Below are 20,212 nucleotides of genomic sequence, written 5' to 3'. Positions count from 1 at the left end.
AAACCTATACTTTTCTCTTACTGGAACGCCACGCTGCCGTAGCGGCTGGTCACGTTCACGGTGCCTTTAGGCGAAGACTTACCGTATTTGCCCTTGTAGCTGCTAGACGTATTTCTCACCTCTTTAAAGCTGAAGTTAGCCAGATCCTGGTCCATTTTAAGGCTCCCGAACTGGGTGTCTACCTCAAAGTTGAAGGCCGAATTATCGGCGAAGCCCAGGGCCATGCCCGTATAGCCGGCAGTGAGGTTCACGTTCTTGAAGTTGGACGCCACGTTGGCGATCTCAAAGCCAGAGCAGTATTTCATGTTCAGGCTAGCCGATTCTTTCAGGCTGCCAATCTTAATGCCCGAGTAGCTACCGTTGCCAGTGATCTGCCCCACGCTGCCCAACAGGAACTTGCTGTCATAGCGGCTTTCAATGGTGAGCGTCTCTACTTTGTCAATGGCGATGTTGCTGTAGCCGGTGCTGGTCTTGATGTCATCTGCGGCGGTAAGGTGCAGGCGGGAATACTTCACGTTCAGGTCACCGCCTTTCATGTAGTCCACCTGGCACTCGCCCCCGCTGTAAGACACCTGCACTTTGTTTCTGGCGTTGTTCAGCCGGCCGGCCGTGAGCTTGCCGTACTGCACCTCCAGTTCAGTGGGGCCGTCCAGATCGGGTACCTGTACCGTGCCGTATTTATTGCTCACCTTTAAAGGATTGGCCTTGGGCATTTTTACCAGGTAATTGATCTCAAAGGCCTTCTCGCTACTGGAGCGAATCTGCATGGGCTCACGTTCAGTGGTAAACGAGATAAGGTTATTGCCGCGGTCTTCGTTGATTCTTACGTTGATCTTGTCCAGGATCTCCTGGGCTTTTTCGTCGGTGGCGGCGCGCGAGATAATGGTCACCTCTACGGCCATCTCATTTCTGGCCCAGGTTTGCACCTCTACCCGCCCGAACTGGTTTTCAATGGCCAGCTTATCAGAACGGTCTACTTTAAAGGAGCGGTCAATCTTCTTCACTTTGGTGATGGAGAAGGCCGGCTGGGCATTGGGGTCTGCCTCAGTGGATTTGGCGGGACCGGTCTGCAGAGGCATTTCTGGGAACGGCGGCAACGATGCCAGCGGGGCCAGGCGCTGCAAGGCAACCAGTTTGTCATTCGCCGCTAGGTGGGCTATCGCTTCTACTGAGGCCAACGCCTCCACAGAAAGCTTTAGAGAACCGGCTTCCAGCTCGCTTAAATTTATTCTTAGGTGTTCCTTTACCGCCTCTTCACAGGCTGCCTTCTGTTTTGCCGTTTGGCCCTGCACGGCAGGAACCGCCGCGAAGAAGCTCAGGAAAACCAGCAATTTAGATATGGGTAGTTTCATAGCGCACGCAATTTTTTATCACTGTTTTTATTTTCCACTACCTCCAGCTGTTGGTTGAGCAGCGCAATCCTCATTTTAAGGTTATCGCCCATGGCCTGCAGCAGCACTTCTTTGTTGGGGGTGGTGTAAAGCTCTTTCTTGAGTTCATTGTAAGCGGAGTCCAGTTCGGCAAACTGCACCTCGGCGCCCATGGCCTTGAGCTTAGACTCCTTTTTCTCAATTACCTGCACGTACCGGGTCTCCATCTGGCGCAGCTCAGGGGCTATCTTCTCCAGCGTTACGGGCTGTCCATTGGTAGCCAGGGGCGCCGATGTCTGTGCGTTGTTCACGCTCAGGTAGCGCAGCGCCAACCCCACTGTCACCAGCAGGGCCACGGCGGCGGCATAGCGCCAGGCGGTGTTCCAGTTCAGGGAGAAGACCTTGGCTTCGGGCGCAGACGCCTCTTGCGGGGCGGTCTGCCCTGCCGGAAGCTCAGCGGCTATGTCCTGCCACAGGTCTGGGCGGGGGGTAAAGGAGTCGAATTCCTCTCTATGGGCCTGTACAAAGTCTTTTAGTTTGTCACTCATGGCTTTTAAAGCTTTTGGCTTTCTGTTTTAGGTTCGTTTTTTAGAAATCAGGCAAGAAACGTTTCTTCTTTCATGAGGGTCAGCAACTTCTTGCGGGCCCGGCTGTACTGTGATTTGGAGGTGGCCTCACTAATGCCCAGCACTTCGGCTATCTCGCCGTGGTCATAGCCTTCCAGCAGGTACAGCGTGAGCACCACCCGGTAACCGTCTGGCAAGGCTTGAATGGCTTTCTTGATGCAGTCCACCTTGTAGTCCATTTCCTCCTGGTCATAGTCAGGGGCCTCCTCCGCGAAATCCTGGTGCTCCTCTATGGGCACTACCTGCAGGCGCCGGCTGCGCACTTTGGTGATGGCCTTGTTAATGACAATGCGCTTAAGCCAACTGCCGAAGGTGGCATCGCCTTTGAAGGAGTTCAGTTCCCGGAACGCGCTCAGAAATGCTTCCTGCAAGACGTCCTCGGCCTCTGTGTAATCATTGGTGATGCGCATGCTCACGTTGAACATAGATTTACTGTAGAGCTTATAGAGCTCATACTGCGCCTTTCGGTCACCCTCCTTACATCGGGCTACCACCTGCGCGTTTACGTCAGTGTATTCCAGCGTCTCCAAATTGTTACTTTTTAAGCCTCATCATGATGCACTTCACTTACAGCAACCCCTGGAACAACACCAACCCCCTTTTGAGTCTGCAGACCCACTCGCTTGTTCCCTAATTTCTACTCTAAAGACAAGCCGAAAAGGCAAGGGTTGCACCAGTTCTCTAAAATTTCCGTTGAACCGTTATTTTCTTTGTTTTTTCAAGATTTTTACCAATTTCGAACAAAATTTAGAAGCCATGAAGATCCGCTCCCTTTTTCTGCTCCTGCTGCTGGCTGTTTGCGGGGGTATTGCCCAGGCCCAGGTAACCTCTGCCCCAACTGCCCCGCGCGAGTTGCGCCTGACCATGAGTGATGGAACCGAGTTATATGTGAAGGTGGCTGGCAAGGGCAAACCCTGCCTTTTCATCCATGGCGGACCAGGTGCCTGGAGCCATTCCTTTGAAGTGCTGGGCCTCAACACTTTGGAAGACTCTCTCCAGATGGTTTACGTAGACCAGCGGGGCTCGGGCCGATCAGGCAAATCCCCATCCGGCGATTACAGCCTCAGACGCACCGTCCTTGATTTTGACGAGGTGCGGCAACAGTTGGGGTTCCCTTCCTGGACCGTACTGGCCCACTCCTTCGGCGGAATTCTGGCCACGGAGTACGCCTATTATTTCCCCAAGACTATTTCCCGCATGGTGTTGCTGAGCGCCACATTGAACCTGAAGGCCTCGGCGCAGGTGCAGATAGACAAAGGCCTGGAGATTCTAAAGCCCGCTGATCCCTCGCCTTTCCTGGATACCAGCCGCCCCATTTTTGACCGGTTCATGGCCATTATCACTGCCCTGAACGAGAAGAACGCCTACCACCAGCTCATGTACACCACGGCCGAGGGCTTAGATAAAATGAACCAGGAAGACGCCAAGCGGCCCCCAAATTACAGCTTCGGGCAGTCCTGGTCTTCCTATCCGGAGTACTTCCAGGATTTCACGGAGGTCTCCCGGCACCTGAAAATGCCGGTGCTGGTGATTGCCGGCCAGCAGGATTTCTCCATTGGGCCCAACCACTTCAAAAGCTTCAAATTCCCGAACCAGAGGGTAGTCTCCATGCCGGGCGGGCACGTGATCTACCTGGAGCAGAACGCGCAGTTCCAGAAGGAAGTGAAGCAGTTCCTGAAGAAGACCAGCCGCAAGAGCTAGGCTTTAGAGGTTCTGGCCTTGTATGACCAGGTCACCCGGAAGCGGGCCACTTCCTCGCCCTGCGCATTGTGGCCTACGCTCAGGGCCTGCACACTGGTGGGCTGCCCGGTTGCCTGGGTTTCCCGCACGGCGGCGGCAATGGCATCGCCGTTCTGGCAGGTGAACGTGACGGTACCCACGGCCTTCTTGCTGAAATCTGCCTCCAGGCTTACCACCAGCATAGATACAGACGGGTTGGCCTGGTACAGGTACATCATGGACAATACGCCAGAGGCCATCTCGGCGGCCATAGACAGGCAGGCGAAGTAGATGGACCTAAACGGGTTCTTGGTCAGGTAGCCGTACGAGATGGCCACCTGCGCCTCCTGCTCCGTGAGGCTTTTCACCCGTATGCCCGCCAGGTAAGCCATGGGCAGGTTCTTGAACAAAAACAGCCGGAACTTGAGGGGGTTGGTAATAAGCTTCCGGAAGGCGGCAAGGCGGGCGTGGGCAGACATGGCGTAAAGGCTGGTGCAGCAGATAAGGTAAGAAGAAGAACGGGCTTTCGGAAATTAACGCAGGACACGCCTTCCCGTTTCAGGCCTGTTTTTGGTAAAACGCCCTCAAAACGCAAAAAGCCTCCCGGCCATGCAGACCGGGAGGCTTCGTTTATGTATTCAGTTGCTTTTCAGACAAAGAGGTTATCTATGGGCGTTCTGTGCTCTTACGCAGCGTGTACCCGTACCAGATTCCGGCCAGGGCTACCGGTACCAGACACAAAAGCGCAAGCCAGGCAAAGGGTTTCATGATGAAATGCACCAGCCAGCCCAGCTCCAAGGGACCCATGGCCGCCTGTACCAGCAGCGTCGTCGCCACGCACACCAGGGTAGAGAAAAACACCACCTTCAATCCTGACACCAAGCCCACCCAGGCATAGCGCTTTTTCTTCACCAAGATCTTCACGCCAGCATTTCTACCCACCAGATAGGCAAACAGCAGGCTGGCCGCCATAAATACCGCCACGTTCACGGCCCCCAGGTAGGTGATGATATCCCAGAAAGCCTGGACCGAGTGGGTGACCAGCAACAACAGGGTAAAGAAAAGCAGGGCCAGGCCCAGCTCCGTTACCAGGGTGGCTTTTACGGCGTAGCGTTCGCCTTGCTTTTGCGCTTGTTTAATGGAAGAATCCATGGGTTGGGTGTTTTGAAATAATGGGTACTCAAAGAACTTACTCTCCTTTAAACAACAAAGACCTTGTCCATATGTTTACGGATTTCAGGATACCGAAGACCATGCCCGGCTCCCCCTAAAACTCAAACCGGATGCCCTGGGCCAGCGGCAACTCCCGCCCGAAGTTGATGGTGTTGGTTTGCCGGCGCATATAGAAACGCCACGCATCTGACCCCGATTCGCGTCCGCCGCCGGTGTCTTTCTCCCCGCCAAAGGCCCCGCCAATCTCGGCCCCGGAGGTCCCAATGTTCACATTGGCAATGCCGCAATCTGAGCCCCAGTGGCTCAGGAAAGCCTCGGTTTCCAGGAGGTTGGTGGAGAAGATGGACGAAGACAAGCCTTGGCGCACCCCGTTCTGGATGGCAATGGCCTCCTCTACTTCCCCGCTGTATTTGATCAGGTACAGAATGGGCGCAAACGTCTCTTCCTGCACCATGTGGTAATGGTTCTGGGCCTCTACAATAGCTGGGGTCACGTAAGTACCGGTGGCAAATTCCTCGCCCTTCAGCACGGTACCACCCGTCAGTAGTTTGCCTCCCTCTTTCTGCACTTCGTCCAGCGCCTTGAGGAATGCAGACACGGCGTCTTTGTCAATCAGGGGCCCTACCAGGATTTCCTCTTTCAACGGATCACCGATAGGCAGTTTAGGGTAAATCTTGAGCAGGCGTTCTTTCACCTCGTCATAGATGCTGTCATGGATGATCAGGCGGCGGGTAGAGGTGCAGCGCTGTCCGGCTGTACCTACCGCGCCAAACACTACGGCCCGTAGCGCCATCTCCAGGTCGGCGTTCTGGGTGAGGATAATGGCATTGTTACCGCCCAGTTCCAGCAGGGACTTGCCCAAACGGGCACCCACGGCCTCTCCTACCTTCTTGCCCATGCGGGTAGAACCTGTGGCAGAGATCAAGGGCACGCGCTCATCATGGGCCATTCTGCTGCCAATGGTAGCATCACCAATGATCATATTGAAGACGCCTTCGGGCACATGGTTCTGCTTGAGCACCTCCTGGATGATGTGCTGGCAGGCCACCGCCGTAAGCGGGGTTTTCTCTGAGGGTTTCCAGACCACCACATCGCCGCAGATGGCGGCCAGCATGGCGTTCCAGCTCCATACGGCCACCGGAAAATTGAAGGCAGAGATAACGCCCACAATCCCCAGCGGGTGGTATTGCTCATACATGCGGTGCGTGGGCCGCTCTGAGTGCATGGTGTAGCCGTGCAGTTGCCGTGAAAGCCCTACCGCGAAGTCACAGATGTCAATCATCTCCTGCACTTCGCCCAGACCCTCCTGCATGATCTTGCCCATCTCATAACTCACCAGCGTGCCTAAAGCCCGCTTGTGCTCGCGCAGCTTTTGCCCAATTTGCCGCACCACCTCGCCGCGCTTAGGCGATGGCCAGGTGCGCCACTCCAGAAACGCCTGTTGCGCGGTGGTAATCACCTGGTCGTACTCTTGCTCAGAAGCCATGGTCACCTGCGCAATCAGTTTGCCGTTGGTAGGTGAATGGATGGCGCGGGTCTGGCCGCTGTTGCCGGTGCCCCAGTTTAAACCGGTGCTGTAGGCGGCGTTGGTTTCCTGTATACCCAGGGATGACAATACATCTGAAATGGTATGATACATAGGGTTGGTACTTTAATCCTGAATAGTAAATGCGAATAGAAGCCCTAGTATAGGCCTTTCTGGTAAGATACAAAAACAAAAAGCTCCTGCCAATGGCAGGAGCTTTCCTTATAGCCGTTTCTGGCCTGTTTTTCTGATTTCGGGCAAAAACTAGCGGCCAATGGCGTAATACGCCCGGCGCCCGTCTGGGTAGACCCCTTCAATCAACAGTCCGCCACGTCTGGTGGTTTTTAGTACTTTTTGAACGTCTTCGGGGGTGTTCATTGGGTTCTTGTCAATGCTGGTGATAATGAAGCCATCGCGCATGCCGGTCTCGGCAAAGGCGCTTCCTTCCACCCCATTGATCTGCACCCCACCCGGGATATCCAGTTTGTTCAGATCCTGCTTGCTGGCGGCCTCAAACTTAGCCCCGTCTATGGTCATAGATTTGCTGGCTTTAGGGTCGCGCTTCACAATCTCGGTGCTGCCTTTGGAGTTACGCAGGGTAACGGTTGCCGTTTTGTTGCTTCCGGAGCGCAGGTAATTTACCTTGATCTTGTCGCCGGGGCGGTAACGGGTTACCTGCTCCTGCAACTGGGCACCGGTATTGATCTTCACGCCGTTAATCTCGGTGATCACGTCGCCTTTCTCCAAGCCGGCGGCCTTGGCGGCGCTGCCTTCAGAGAACTCGGCCACGTACACCCCGTTCAGGGTTTTCAGGTTCTTTTCTTTGGCCAGTTGGGAATCTACCTCCTGCATCTGCACCCCCAGGAGCGCGCGCTGTACCTCGCCATATTTGATGAGGTCATCTACCACCTTGCTCACAATAGAGGACGGCACGGCAAAGGAATAACCCGAGAAGGTACCGGTCTGCGAGGCGATGGCGGTATTGATACCCACCAGGTCTCCGTTCAGGTTCACCAAGGCGCCCCCGCTGTTACCAGGGTTTACCGCAGCATCGGTCTGAATAAAGGACTCCACGCTCATATTGCCGGCGGCCTGCAGAATACCTACGTTCCGGCCTTTGGCACTTACAATACCCGCGGTCACGGTAGAGTTCAGGTTGAAGGGGTTACCCACCGCCAGCACCCACTCGCCTACGCGCACATTATCTGAGTTGCCGTAGCGCAGGGCCGGCAGGTTCTCGGCGCCAATTTTTAGAAGCGCAATGTCTGTGTTAGGGTCTGTACCTACCAAAGTGGCCTCAAAGGTGCGTTTGTCATCCAGGATCACCTGAATCTTATCGGCGCGGTCAATCACGTGGTTATTGGTGACAATATAGCCGTTAGAGGCAATGATCACCCCAGACCCTGATCCCTGGGCCGGGCCCTGCGGACGCTGCTGGTAGCCTTCAAATTCTTCTCCGAAGAAATCGCGCAGGAACGGATGGATCTGGCTTTGGCCACGGCTGGCCTGTACGTTGTACTCGGTGGTCACGTGCACCACCGCCGGTGTTACCAGTTCAGCGGAGGTCACAAAATTGATTCCTTCTGGTACGGTTACGGTAGACGAGCGCATGGCACTGGTATACCGCACATTGGTATTGGGTAATTGTTGCCCGGCAGCAGGGGTATCATCTTCCAGTAGTTTGTAGCTACCAACGCCCACACCTCCACCTACCATAGCGGAAAGCAACAAACCAAACATTAATTGTTTTGTCTTCATATTCTCAGGTAAGCTAAAAAGTTAGAAATATGTTTTATCTGTCTTAAAGTCTGCTTCTTATTTGGTACGGAAGAAACGCTAAAATAGTAAAACTAGTATGTTAATGTAAACAAAGACTACGCCAAAAAGGCGCCATTTCAAGCGCCTTTTTAACTTTTTTAACAAGCAGGTTACTTTACGGCAATCTGGCGCTTCATTACCATTTCCTCTAATTTGGGCACGGAAACATGCAGCACCCCGTTCTCCAACTGGGCTTCAATAGCGGCAGCGTCAATGTGCTCTGGTAGCTTGAAAGAGCGTTTAAACGTCCCGTACAGGTTCTCTACCCGCAGGTACTTCCGCTCCTGGTCTCCTTTTTCAAAAGCCCGCTTGCCGCTGATAGTAAGCACGCCTTCCTGAAACTCTACGCTTAGCTCTTCTTTCTTCAGGCCCGGCAAGGCGATCTCCAGTTCATACCCGGCCTGGGTTTCCCAGAGGTCAACGGCGGGGGTAAAGCCTTGGCCCTGGCTATTCAGGTTGCTCTGGAAAAGGCCATTTAATACTGGTGGAAGGGTCTGGGTTCTGCCCTTCAGTACTGGTTGTTGGTGTATAATAGTCATGATTTTTTTAGGTTAGAATGAGTCGCTCTTGGACGATTACTTTTCTATAAATTCTGTACCAAGCCTCAAAACCAGCCATTACGTCTTGTAATTAAAAACCCAAGACATTAAACCACGACATTTTGTCTTATTTACACTATTGTTCTCTTCTTTCTGAATAAATTAGCCCATCCTGACCTCACTTCTTGAGGATAGGTTAGTGGCATTTCAGGTTCTTTCCAGTTTTGGGGGCTTACTTGCTATTGCTTTATGCCCGTGCCCTTGCCGTCCTTCTTTTCAGGGGAGCATATGGCAACTTTTATTCAAGATTTATGACCCGTTCCGCACCATGAAAAAACACCTTTACTTCTGGACTTCTATTTTCTGTTTCTGGATAACCAGCCTGCCCGCCTTCTCTCAGGATCACCAGCAAAACTACGCCGATGTGGTACTGGACGATAAAGAGGGAATCAGGATTCTGGCCCGCGATACCTCGGCCGGCATCAACCTCCGGTTCAGAATCCAGAACCGCACCGATTTCCAGACGCAGTCCGGCCGAGACCTGGATTTGGCCTCGCATGGCGGCTACATCAAGCGCCTGCGTCTGCGTTCGTCTGGGTTCCTGCTCAGCAAGAAACTTACCTATTCGCTCCAACTGGGTTTCTCTCCCGGCGACATGGATTTGGAGAACTCGGAAGACCCGCAGATCATCAGGGACGCTATAGTGTTCTACCAGTTCACCCCCCACCTTAAGATTGGCCTGGGCCAGAGCAAGCTGCCCGGCAACCGCCAACGGGTGATCTCTTCCGGGGAGCAGCAGTTTGTAGACCGGTCCATTGTCAATGCCACCTTCACCCTGGACCGGGATTTTGGCCTGTTTGCCTTCTACCAGAACCAGCTGGGCAACATGCCCATTCACCTGCAGGCCGCCATCTCTAACGGCGACGGCCGGAACGCTTCCCCAGTCAAAGGTTCCGGGGTGGCCTACACCGGTCGTGTGGAGGCCCTTCCCTTCGGGGAATTCACCATGGACGGCGATTATTTTGAAGGCGACTGGGTGCGGGAGCCTTCTCCTAAACTATCCATAGGCGTTTCTTTCTCTGAAAACGACAATGCCTACCGCGCCGGCGGGCAGATTGGGCGTCCGCTCCCGGGCTTTACTGATCTGCAGTCGCTCATAGCAGACATGGTGTTCAAGTACAACGGCTGGGCTACCTACCATGAGTATAACCGGCGCACGGCTGGCACCCCCGTTTTCTCAGGCCCCACCGAAGACAACGAGACCGACTTTGTCTTTGCCGGCCACGGCTACAATGGGCAGCTGAGTTACCAGTTCCCCAGCCATTTTGAGCTGGCCGGCCGGTATTCGGTGATCACGCCTACTAGAGAAGTGGAGCGACTGGTGCAGCAAACCAAGCAGTACACCCTGGCCGCCAACTATTACCTGCGCTGGCACCGCATCAAACTCCAGTCTGACCTTACTTACCAGACCAAGGATTTCCTGCCCATTACTAATGACACCCAAGACGCCTGGATTCTGAGGATACAGGTAGAACTGGGCATTTAATTAAGCCAAGAACGAAAAAAGCGTTTCGGGCCTGTTTTTGGAAAAACAGGCCCGAAACGCTTTTTCATTAAATACACCTCTCACTGATCAGGCAAGCAGTAAAGCACCAAGCCTTTGCGCTTTAATTGCAATTACTTTTCAGACAGCTAATTACTGTTCCGCCGCGAGCGACTGCAACTCATGGATGGCCAGCCAGGCCATGAGGCCGCTGCCTACTTCCAGCGCATCTTCGTCTATGTTGAAGGTGGGCGTATGTACGCCCGAGGTAATGCCTTGGGCCTCGTTGCGGGTACCCAGCCGGTAGAAGCAGGCGGGAGTGATTTGGGAGTAATACGCGAAGTCCTCGGCGGCCATCCACATGTCCAGGTCCACTACGTTCTCCGGCCCCAAGTAAGCCTCAGCGCCCGCACGAGCACGGGCCACCAGTTCGGGGTCGTTCTTCAGGAAGGGGTAGCCGTCCATGAGGGTGAACTCACAGGAACCGCCCATGCTTTCACAAAGGCCTTCGGCCAGTTTCTTCATCAACACTTTGGCTTCGGCCCGCCAGTTTTCATCCATGGTCCTGAAGGTGCCCTCCAGCTTCACCTCCCCGGGTATCACGTTGGTAGCCCCCTCCGCGATCACGCGTCCAAAGGACAGCACCGACGGGATTTTAGGGTTGGCGCGCCGGCTCACAATCTGTTGCAGCGCCACCAACAGGTGCGCCGTAATGAGCACCGGGTCTACCAGTTGCTCCGGAAGGCCGCCGTGGCCGCCCTTGCCTTTCACGGTCACGTAAATCTCATCTGCACTAGCCATATACATACCCGACCGGAAACCTACTTTGCCCGCCGGCAGAAACGGGAACACGTGCTGGCCCATAATGCTCTTAGGCGCCGGATTCTCCAGCACACCCTCCTTGATCATCAGAGACGCGCCGCCCGGGAACTTCTCCTCACCGGGTTGGAAGATCAGCTTGACCGTCCCTTCGAACTCATTCCGAAGTTCCTGCAGAATGCGCGCGGTGGTAAGCAATGAAGACGTGTGCACGTCATGGCCGCAGGCGTGCATCACCCCTTCCCGCTTTGATTTGTAATCCACCTCATTGGTCTCCAGAATAGGCAACGCATCCAGGTCGGCACGCAGGGCGGTGGTGGCTTTTTCGGGGTTACGGCCTTGCACCAAGGCTACCACGCCGGTCTCCGTCATCCGCTCCGGGTTCAGGCCATATTCCTGCAGCTTCTGGAAAACGTAGGCCGAGGTCTCATGCTCCTGGAAGGAAAGCTCCGGGTGCTGGTGCAGGTGATGGCGCGTGGCTACCGTGTCATGGGCGTACTGCCTGGCCAGGGCCTGAATGCGGTGGGAAAGGTCTTGCATGGAAAATCAGTCTATAATCTGGAAGGCAAAGGTAGGCAGAAAAAGCTTCCGCCGTTTTAAGCCTGTTTTCTGAAAAACAGGCTTAAAACGGCGGAAGGAAATGGTATTAAGAAAGGACCAATACAGCCCACACCCGTTTTTACTTAGGGATATTCACTGTCTCTTGCACCAGCATGGCGTTGGGCAGCAGGTCTTTGATCTTCATCAAGGCTGCGTGCGCCTCTACCCGGGTCAGGAAGTCACCTATCTTTAATTGGTAGGTGGGCTGCTTGTAGGTTAGGTAATCCTTCTCTTCGGGTAGGCGCTGGATAATGTTGTTACGCAGTTCCATAGCGGCTTTGCGCTCATTGCCGGTATAGGCCAGAATACGGTAGCCGGCGGCATACCTGATGTTCTTGTTCACCATCACCACGCTGTCCATGAGCAGGTTCACCTGGTTCCGGACGTGGTGCGTGGGAGCAGCCATGGCTACGGGCGCAGCACCTCCAGCCGGGGCCGATGGAAACGTTGGCAGGTATTTCTTGGTGTCTATGATAGTGGCCGTACCGCCTTTCTCGGTGCTGCGGGCTTCTGAAGGCGTGCTTCCGGAGCCGGTAGAGGTGCTGCCACTGGTGGCGGCACAGCTCATCATGGCGCCCAGGCACAGGATGGTGAAGAATCTATAGGTCATCTGTGTCAATCTCATAGCAATGAAACGCCGGAGGATGTTCCTATCCGGTCTGCTCCCGCTTTCACCAACGCAAGGGCGGCGTCCTTGGTTTTGATTCCGCCCGATGCCTTGATCCTGATATGGGCCGGCAAGGTGGAACGCATCAAAAGAATATCTTCCACTTTCGCGCCGCTGGCGGCAAACCCGGTAGAGGTTTTCACGAAATCTGCCTCGGCCTCCACGCACAGGTTACATACCTGCACAATTTCCTCCGGAGACAGCAAGGCGGTTTCAATGATCACTTTCAGGATGGCGTTCTTGAAGTGGCACAGGGTGCTTAGTTCCTGCAGCTCAGACATGACCTCATCATGCTTGCCAGACTTGAAGGCCGCAATGTTCATGACCACGTCAATCTCGGTGGCACCCTCGGTCAAGGCCTGGTGGGCCTCAAAGAACTTTACTTTGGCCAACTGATACCCCAGTGGAAAACCCACCACGGTAGCAATCTGCACACCCGTGTCCTGCAAAGCGGCCACGGCCTGCTTTACAAAACAGGGAGGCACGCACACCGCGGCAAAGTGGTGCTGGGCGGCTTCCTGGCAAAGTTGCTCCACCATGGCCTGGGTGGTATCAGGCCTGAGTACCGTATGGTCAATGTACGGCGCCAGGCTCTGTTCCGGCTCTGTTTGCACGTTAATCTTCAATGATGATACAACGGTTATTGAGCAAATCGTTTTCTACGTTTTTGAACTTCACGTCTTTTACCACGCGGCCATCCATGTACTGCACGCTTACCTTGTCATTGCGGCCGGCATGTTTCTCTACCCTTACAGGAGCCTGCTTTTGGGCCGGGGCCTGGGGCATGTCTGGGATAGTTTCCTCTAAGGTAGAGTGCACTTCTTCCTTCTGCTCATGTAAGCGCGGGGGTCTGGGGGCCTGCGTTTGGCGGGCTTCCTGCACCGGTACCGGTTGCTCCTGTTGTACGGGTAAGTCTGCCTTGAACAGGAAGGACACGGTTTCCTCGTTCACCTTACTGATCATGCGCTTGAACAACTCAAATGACTCAAACTTGTAGATCAACAGCGGGTCTTTCTGCTCGTACACGGCGTTCTGCACGCTCTGCTTCAGGTCGTCCATCTCACGCAGGTGCTGGGTCCAGGCCTGGTCAATGGTGGCCAGCGTAATCACTTTCTCCACGGTCTTGATCAACTCTTTGCCGTGGCTGTTCACTACCTTCTCCAGGTTGGCAACGGCGGTGATCTGCTTGCGTCCGTCTGTGAACGGTACGGCAATGTTTTCAATCATTGGGCCACGGTTCTGGAAGATATCTGCCATGATAGGGGCAGACTGCTCCATGATCTGGTGGCTTTTGGTCAGGTAGAAATCCAGGGCCTCGTTGTACAGGCGGTCCATCAGCACGTCTACCGATTGCCCGGTCAGTTCTGCCGCCGTGATAGCGGAGTTGAACCCGTACACTCTAATAATGTGCAGCAGGAAGTCCTCGTGGTTACCGGTGGCTTTGTAGGTCTGTACAATGTCCTCGGCGGTATCATAGATCATGTTCCAGATGTCCAGCTCCAGGCGCTCGCCGTACAGGGCGTTGCGGCGGCGTTTGTACACCACCTCGCGCTGGGCGTTCATCACGTCATCATACTCCAGCAGGCGCTTACGCGTCCCGAAGTTGTTTTCCTCTACTTTCTTCTGGGCTCTTTCAATGGAGTTGGTGATCATGGCGTGCTGAATCACTTCGCCTTCCTCCAGACCCATTCTATCCATTAAGCGGGCAATACGGTCAGAACCGAACAGACGCATTAAGCTATCTTCCAGAGACACGAAGAACTGCGACGATCCCGGGTCACCCTGGCGGCCGGAACGACCACGCAACTGACGGTCTACCCGGCGCGACTCATGGCGTTCGGTACCAATAATGGCCAATCCGCCGGCGGCTTTAGACTCTGGCGTCAGTTTAATATCGGTACCACGGCCGGCCATGTTGGTAGCAATGGTTACGGTGCTAGGCTTACCGGCTTCGGCTACGATCTCAGCCTCGCGCTGGTGCTGCTTGGCGTTCAAGACCTGGTGCGGAATACCGCGTATCTTGAGCATGCGGCTTACCAATTCAGAAATCTCCACCGAGGTGGTACCCACCAGCACCGGGCGTCCGGCCTTGGTCAGTTCCTGAATCTCTTCGGCTACGGCGTTGTATTTCTCTCTAATGGTCTTGTAAACCTTGTCATGCTCGTCTTTACGCTGGGCTACGCGGTTGGTGGGGATCACTACCACGTCCAGCTTGTAGATTTCCCAGAACTCACCGGCTTCGGTTTCTGCCGTACCGGTCATACCGGCCAGCTTGTGGTACATTCTAAAGTAGTTCTGCAGGGTAACCGTGGCGTAGGTCTGGGTGGCGTCTTCCACGCGCACGTTCTCCTTTGCCTCAATGGCTTGGTGCAGCCCGTCTGAGTAGCGGCGACCTTCCATCACACGACCGGTCTGCTCATCTACAATCTTCACCTTGTGGTCATCGGTGACAATGTACTCGGTGTCCTTCTCAAACAGGGTGTAGGCCTTAAGCAACTGGTTGATGGTGTGCACGCGCTGAGACTTGTCCTGGTACTCCAGGATCAGGTGTTCTTTCTGGTGCAGTTTGTCCTCGGCAGACAGTTCTTTGTGGTTCTCAATATTGGCGATCTCCGTCCCGATGTCTGGCAAGATGAACAGGTGCGGGTCTTCGCCCTGACCCGTGATCAGGTCAATGCCTTTCTCCGTGAGTTCAATCTGGTTGTGCTTCTCGTCAATGGTGAAGAACAGGGGCGCATCGGCCTCTGGCATCTGGCGGGAGTGGTCCTGCAGGTAGAAGGCTTCGGTCTTTAATAAGATCTGGCGCACGCCGGTCTCACTCAGGAACTTGATCAAGGGCTTGTTTTTAGGCAAGCCACGGTAGGCTCTGAACAAGGCCAGACCACCTTCTTTGTCGTTTCCTTCTTTGATCAGGCGTTTGGCTTCTACCAGGTAGTTACCCACCAGCTTGCGCTGATTTTCAACTAGCATGGCTACACGGGGCTTCAACACGTAGAATTCGTGCTCATCGCCGCGCGGCACGGGGCCGGAGATGATCAACGGGGTACGGGCATCATCAATCAACACGGAGTCAACCTCATCCACCATGGCATAGTGGTGCTTGCGCTGCACCAGTTCACCCGGCTCACGGGACATGTTGTCGCGCAGGTAGTCAAACCCGAACTCATTGTTGGTACCGTAGGTGATGTCAGCTAAATAAGCATTACGGCGGGCGTCTGTGTTGGGCTGGTGCTTGTCTATGCAGTCAATGGTAATTCCATGGAACTCAAACAACGGCGCCATCCACTCAGAGTCACGCTTGGCCAGGTAGTCGTTCACGGTTACCACGTGCACGCCGCGTTTGGCTAAGGCATTCAGGAACGCTGGCAGCGTGGCTACCAATGTTTTACCCTCACCTGTGGCCATCTCGGCAATCTTACCCTGGTGCAACACAATACCCCCAATCAGCTGCACGTCATAGTGCAGCATGTCCCAAACTACCTCGGTACCGGCGGCGTTCCAGCGGTTGGCCCACACGGCCTGGTCGCCGTTGATCTGTACGTTTGGTTTGCGGGCCGCGAAGGCGCGGTCCAGGTCAGAGGCGGTAACGGTCATTTGGCCGTTTTCCTTGAAGCGACGGGCGGTTTCCTTCACAATGGCAAAGGCCTCGGGCAGCACTTCCATGAGTACCACCTCCAGGTCTTTGTTGCGCTCCTTCTCCAGCTCATCAATCTCTACGAAGATCTCCTCTTTCTGGGCGATGTCCAGTTCCGTCTCGTTCTCAATGCGCAGATGGAGCGCGGCTATTTTATCATCAATGGGTTTCAGACGAGCGGCAATGGCGGCTTGCACCTCTTGCGTACGGTTCCGGAGTTGGTCATCTGAGAGAGTGGCCAATTTGGCAAACTCCTGGTTGATGAGTCCCACATACGGCATCACGCCCTTGATATCCCGATCCGACTTGGTTCCGAAAATCTTAGCGACCGTCTTCCCAAAAAAGTCAAACATAAACTACTATTTAAGATGTACTTGATTCAATTTCAAAAATACGCGGTTTTTCCGACAATTTTCTATCTAGCCAAAACAATACCATCCCTACATTAGTGCCCCGCACCTGACGGGATGGCAGAAAACATTGAAAACGGTAAAAAAATTGGGGTAGTGCTTTTTTAGGAAGGGTAGTCGTTTTACCCCTGTTTTCTCAAAAACGGGCTTAAAACAGAAACATGGCTAAAATCCCCGGGAGATAATGGCGGTAAAAGGTATCGCTTTACAACGAAACCGGTACTGGAAACAGCCCTAATAGAAAAACCCGTTTTGGGCCTGTTTTTGTAAAAACAGGCCCAAAACGGGTTTAGCAGACAGGAAGCCTACGCCCTGGCTGAAAGGAGACTTTCTTCTTCCACTTCTTCTGGGTGGGGCGCAAAAGCCGGACGGAAAGGGAACTCATGCAGGTGCAGGAACCGGTGCAGCGCATCTTCCACGGTGGGTAATACGGCCCGTTTACTGGTCTCCAGCACGGTATAGGCAGGTCTGGCGGCAGGCCAGTTAAAAAAAGACTGTGGCACAGGCTGTAGCCAGGGTTCTGGGTTGAGGCCTGCCAGGTTGGCCGCCAGTTCTGCCAACTCGGCCCAACTGTAGGCGCCCTGGTTGGCTACGTTCCATATCCCGGTCTCTCCGTCTATCAATAAATCCAACGCGGTATTCACCAGATCTGGCACAAACGTGGGCGTAATGTATAGGTCTTCCGCGGCATGGAACGGCTCCTCATGCGCCATCGCCCGCAGGGCATGGTACACAAAGTTGTGCTCATCCCAGGGCCCGAAGAACGCGCTGGTTCTGATCACCAGGGCTTCCGGCAAAGTTTCCAGCACCTTTACTTCGGCCTGAGCCTTGCTATGGCCATAGATGTTGAGAGGGCTGTGGGCATCCTCTTCCAGGTAAGGAGTTTGCTTGGTTCCGTTGAACACCAGGTCTGAGGAGAAGGTCACCAACTTGCTGTTGTGCTTCTGGCAGGCCTTCGCCAAGATGGCGGGTCCTTCGGTGTTCTCACGGTAACAGGCTTCCTGTTCCCGCTCCGCATCGTCTACGCGCACGTAGCCGGCGGTATTGATGACGGCCCATGGTTTATACTTCAGCAGGGCTTCTTTTACCGAGATTTCCTCCGCGATGTCCATTTCCTGGCGGTTGAGCAGTACATACGGGATACCACGGGCATCACAGATTCTGGAGAAGGCTCGGCCCAGCGTACCGGTGGCACCGGTAATGAGCAGCGGCTTTGTTTGTGTTTTACCGGCTTTCTGCTGGTTGGCCCGTAGGTTCCAGCTTTCTGCCGTCTCGGGCACAGGCGGGTAGATGCTGCGGCAGGTGCGTTTCCACCAGCCGTCAATCTCCAGCACTGGGTGGCGTTCGCCGCCACTGGCCAGGGTCTGCAGCAGGGTGGCCGCCGCCGTGGGTTCGGGGGTACCGGTTCTTATGTCAAATACGCCCAGTTCATAGTGGCCGCGCTGCTCGGTTAAGAGGCTGTTCCAGTCAAAGGCGCCCAGCAAAGACCAGGCGGTAACCGCAATCACGTTTTTGCCTTGGTTTGCCAAAAACAGCGCAGAATCCCAGACCTCGGCCAGCCAGCGCATTTGCTCTTCGCGGGTACAGCATAAGTGGGCCTCGGTGACGGCTACCGGAATATCATACCGCTCGCACACCTGGGCTAAGATGTTCTGGATGCCCAGGGGCATAGCGTCTGGCACCCTGATCGCCTCCACATCAGCGTAACGCTGCCGGTGGTTCTCGCCGTGGGTATGCCAGGGGTAGTCAATGATGTGTTCGTCTAAGTAACGCTCGCTGGTTACATAATAGTTAATGCCTATGATGTCCGGCGGACAAGGCTTGGCTACCATCTCTAGCAACTCGTTTTCAGGCACCTTGGCCCAGTGCAGGTAATTCCAGAGGGGGTGCTGCTGGTCTACCTTACCGCATAGCAGATCCCAGGTGAGCCACCGGCGGTGGTTCTCAAAGTCTGCCTGGTACTGCATGGTAGTGGTGCTGTGGGAATAGCCCAGGTCATCGGTCTGGACCAGAAGGGCATTGGGGTTCACCTCCCTAATGGCTTGCATGGCCAGGCGCGTGCCGTTGATCTGGTTCATGAGTGCCCGGGCAAAGGAAGCATCATCTTTGGCATGTGGGTACCACAGACCGTAGAGGGCACTGAACCGGGCCGTGGTGAGCGGCTCGTTGATGGGGGTGTAATGGGTGACCCACGGAAACTGCTGCGCCACGGCTTTGGCGTAGGCGGCAAATTTCTGCGGGAACTCAGGGTCTAAAAGATTGGTATAGCGCGGGCCGCTGCCATGATGCAGCAGCCCCACTATAGGTTCTATGTGAAGGTCACGGAGCTTGTTGAGGCGCTCGGTGGCCCAGGTCCAGTTGTGTTGGTCAGGGTCTTCAGGGGCCACGTGCTCCCAAAGAACCGGATACCGCATCTTCTGGATACCCAAACCGGCGAACAAATCAAGATCCGCCAGACGGTGCGCATGTCCACTTTGTGCCAGCTGATCAAAGTACTGTTCGCCTACCCGGTTTACAGTACACTCAACGCCGCCCCAAAGGTTAATGTTTGCCATTCGTGCTGAGTTTGGTGGAACTTCCATTTAAAGCCTCGCGCACTACTTTGGGCAAGACATCCTGGCCATCTACCACCGCCACTCTCACTTTATCTTTCTCGGTTAACTTCTTGTGCAGGGTAAGGGCCTGCGCCACTACCTGGTCCATGTTGTAGTATTTGTAGGTAGCCAAACGACCCACGAAATGCACACCCGGGGTACTGTCGGCCAGTTTCTTGTACTGGTTGTACAGTTCAGCGTTCTCAGGTCTTGGCACTGGGTAATACGGATCTCCCTCAGCTTTAGGGAATTCATATACCAGGCTGGTCTTAGGGTGCTGCTGACCGGTCAGGTACTTGAATTCTGTTACGCGGGTATAGAGTTGCTCATTAGGGTAGTTGACTACGGCCACCGGCTGGAACACTTCCTTGTTCACGGTCTCATGCTTGAACTCCAGAGAGCGGTACGGCAGCTTGCCGAACTTAAAGTCAAAGTACTCATCTACCGGACCAGTGTAAATCATCTCCTTGAACGGGATCATGTCAATGATTTCATGGTAGTCTGTGTTGAGCATGATCTTGATGTTGGGGTGATCCAGCATCTTCTCAAACATCTTGGTGAAGCCGTGCAACGGCATGGCCTGGTAAGTGTCTGTGAAGTAACGGTCGTCACGGTTCGTGCGGGTGGGTACCCTTGAAGTCACTGACTTATCCAGCTCAGACGGGTCCATGCCCCACTGCTTGCGGGTGTAGTTCTTGAAGAACTTGTCATACAGCTCACGGCCCACTTTGCTCACCACCACGTCTTCAGAGGTCTTGATCACCGGCACGGTTTCGGCCACCGATTCAAACCACTCATCTAACTCAAAAGAGGTAAGGCTTAAGCCGTACAATTTGTTAATGGTGTCAAGGTTAATGGGCATAGGCACTTGCTGGCCATCTACGCTGGCCAATACGCGGTGCTCATACGGGCGCCACTCGGTGAACTGCCCCAGGTACTCAAACACATCCTTGGAATTGGTGTGGAAGATGTGTGGGCCGTACTTGTGCACCAGAATGCCGTCTTCATTATAATGGTCATAGGCGTTCCCCGCAATATGCGGACGCTTATCGATAATCAATACTTTTTTATTGGAATAAGTAGCCAGGCGCTCGGCCAGTACACTGCCGGCAAAACCGGCCCCTACAATCAGGTAATCAAACATAGTCTGCTAATATTTTAAAGTTACTTTTCCA

The 20,212-nt window shown here is 54.4% G+C and carries 16 protein-coding genes; 2 read left to right on the top strand and 14 right to left on the bottom strand.

Annotated features, from left to right (window positions below):
* Positions 1 to 17: 17 nt before the first annotated feature.
* The 3 genes from TH63_RS01395 to TH63_RS01385 are packed head-to-tail and all read right to left on the bottom strand — an operon-like array spanning position 18 to position 2,490.
* A complete protein-coding gene (locus TH63_RS01395) occupies positions 18 to 1,352 on the bottom strand; it encodes a hypothetical protein (RefSeq protein WP_156180287.1) in 1,335 nt (444 codons plus the stop codon).
* Positions 1,349 to 1,918 carry an anti-sigma factor gene (locus TH63_RS01390; protein WP_048919352.1) on the bottom strand — a complete coding sequence of 190 codons (570 nt, stop codon included), beginning with the start codon at positions 1,916 to 1,918 and terminating at the stop codon, positions 1,349 to 1,351. The genes TH63_RS01395 and TH63_RS01390 overlap by 4 nt, the downstream gene beginning before the upstream one ends.
* 47 nt (positions 1,919 to 1,965) lie before the next feature.
* Positions 1,966 to 2,490 carry an RNA polymerase sigma factor gene (locus tag TH63_RS01385; RefSeq protein ID WP_231583523.1) on the bottom strand — a complete coding sequence of 175 codons (525 nt, stop codon included), beginning with the start codon at positions 2,488 to 2,490 and terminating at the stop codon, positions 1,966 to 1,968.
* A 262-nt stretch (positions 2,491 to 2,752) separates the two neighbouring features.
* Between TH63_RS01385 and TH63_RS01380 the strand changes: the two genes are divergently transcribed.
* Positions 2,753 to 3,697 (top strand): alpha/beta fold hydrolase, encoded by a 945-nt coding sequence (locus tag TH63_RS01380; protein ID WP_156180285.1) that lies wholly within the window; start codon positions 2,753 to 2,755, stop codon positions 3,695 to 3,697.
* On the opposite strand, the gene TH63_RS01375 is transcribed toward TH63_RS01380, so the two are convergent.
* From TH63_RS01375 to TH63_RS01355, 5 genes are all read right to left on the bottom strand, one after another.
* Entirely contained in the window at positions 3,694 to 4,194 is a 501-nt protein-coding gene (locus tag TH63_RS01375; RefSeq protein WP_048919349.1) for a DUF4442 domain-containing protein, read from the bottom strand. The genes TH63_RS01380 and TH63_RS01375 overlap by 4 nt on opposite strands.
* Positions 4,195 to 4,381: 187 nt before the next feature.
* Positions 4,382 to 4,867, bottom strand: a complete 486-nt coding sequence (locus TH63_RS01370) for a hypothetical protein (RefSeq protein WP_048919348.1) — start codon at positions 4,865 to 4,867, stop codon at positions 4,382 to 4,384.
* Between the two features lie 115 nt (positions 4,868 to 4,982).
* Positions 4,983 to 6,527, bottom strand: coding sequence for an L-piperidine-6-carboxylate dehydrogenase (gene amaB / locus TH63_RS01365; RefSeq protein ID WP_048919347.1), 1,545 nt, complete (start codon positions 6,525 to 6,527; stop codon positions 4,983 to 4,985).
* Positions 6,528 to 6,677: 150 nt separating this feature from the next.
* Positions 6,678 to 8,171 (bottom strand): Do family serine endopeptidase, encoded by a 1,494-nt coding sequence (locus TH63_RS01360; protein ID WP_048919346.1) that lies wholly within the window; start codon positions 8,169 to 8,171, stop codon positions 6,678 to 6,680.
* A 170-nt stretch (positions 8,172 to 8,341) separates the two neighbouring features.
* A complete protein-coding gene (locus TH63_RS01355; protein WP_053093716.1) occupies positions 8,342 to 8,770 on the bottom strand; it encodes an Hsp20/alpha crystallin family protein in 429 nt (142 codons plus the stop codon).
* Positions 8,771 to 9,098: 328 nt separating this feature from the next.
* Between TH63_RS01355 and TH63_RS01350 the strand changes: the two genes are divergently transcribed.
* Positions 9,099 to 10,316: a porin gene (locus tag TH63_RS01350; RefSeq protein WP_048919345.1), complete on the top strand. Its 1,218-nt coding sequence runs from the start codon at positions 9,099 to 9,101 to the stop codon at positions 10,314 to 10,316.
* Between the two features lie 150 nt (positions 10,317 to 10,466).
* On the opposite strand, the gene TH63_RS01345 is transcribed toward TH63_RS01350, so the two are convergent.
* The 6 genes from TH63_RS01345 to glf all read right to left on the bottom strand — a co-directional run bounded on the left by TH63_RS01345 (position 10,467) and on the right by glf (position 20,181).
* Positions 10,467 to 11,672 carry a M20 metallopeptidase family protein gene (locus TH63_RS01345; RefSeq protein WP_048919344.1) on the bottom strand — a complete coding sequence of 402 codons (1,206 nt, stop codon included), beginning with the start codon at positions 11,670 to 11,672 and terminating at the stop codon, positions 10,467 to 10,469.
* 139 nt (positions 11,673 to 11,811) lie between these two features.
* Positions 11,812 to 12,357 carry an SPOR domain-containing protein gene (locus TH63_RS01340; protein WP_156180283.1) on the bottom strand — a complete coding sequence of 182 codons (546 nt, stop codon included), beginning with the start codon at positions 12,355 to 12,357 and terminating at the stop codon, positions 11,812 to 11,814.
* Entirely contained in the window at positions 12,354 to 13,013 is a 660-nt protein-coding gene (gene deoC, locus TH63_RS01335) for a deoxyribose-phosphate aldolase (protein ID WP_076606567.1), read from the bottom strand. Before deoC ends, TH63_RS01340 begins: the two co-directional genes overlap by 4 nt.
* A gap of 1 nt (position 13,014) precedes the next feature.
* A complete protein-coding gene (gene secA / locus TH63_RS01330) occupies positions 13,015 to 16,386 on the bottom strand; it encodes a preprotein translocase subunit SecA (RefSeq protein ID WP_048919343.1) in 3,372 nt (1,123 codons plus the stop codon).
* Positions 16,387 to 16,748: 362 nt separating this feature from the next.
* A complete protein-coding gene (locus TH63_RS01325; RefSeq protein WP_076606377.1) occupies positions 16,749 to 18,998 on the bottom strand; it encodes a family 1 glycosylhydrolase in 2,250 nt (749 codons plus the stop codon).
* Positions 18,985 to 20,181: a UDP-galactopyranose mutase gene (gene glf, locus TH63_RS01320; protein WP_048919342.1), complete on the bottom strand. Its 1,197-nt coding sequence runs from the start codon at positions 20,179 to 20,181 to the stop codon at positions 18,985 to 18,987. Before glf ends, TH63_RS01325 begins: the two co-directional genes overlap by 14 nt.
* Positions 20,182 to 20,212 lie beyond the last annotated feature (31 nt).

It is taken from the genome of Rufibacter radiotolerans (assembly GCF_001078055.1).
Taxonomy (GTDB): domain Bacteria; phylum Bacteroidota; class Bacteroidia; order Cytophagales; family Hymenobacteraceae; genus Nibribacter; species Nibribacter radiotolerans.
Note: the sequence above shows the minus strand (reverse complement) of the source record. Positions and strands in the feature narration are given on the sequence as shown.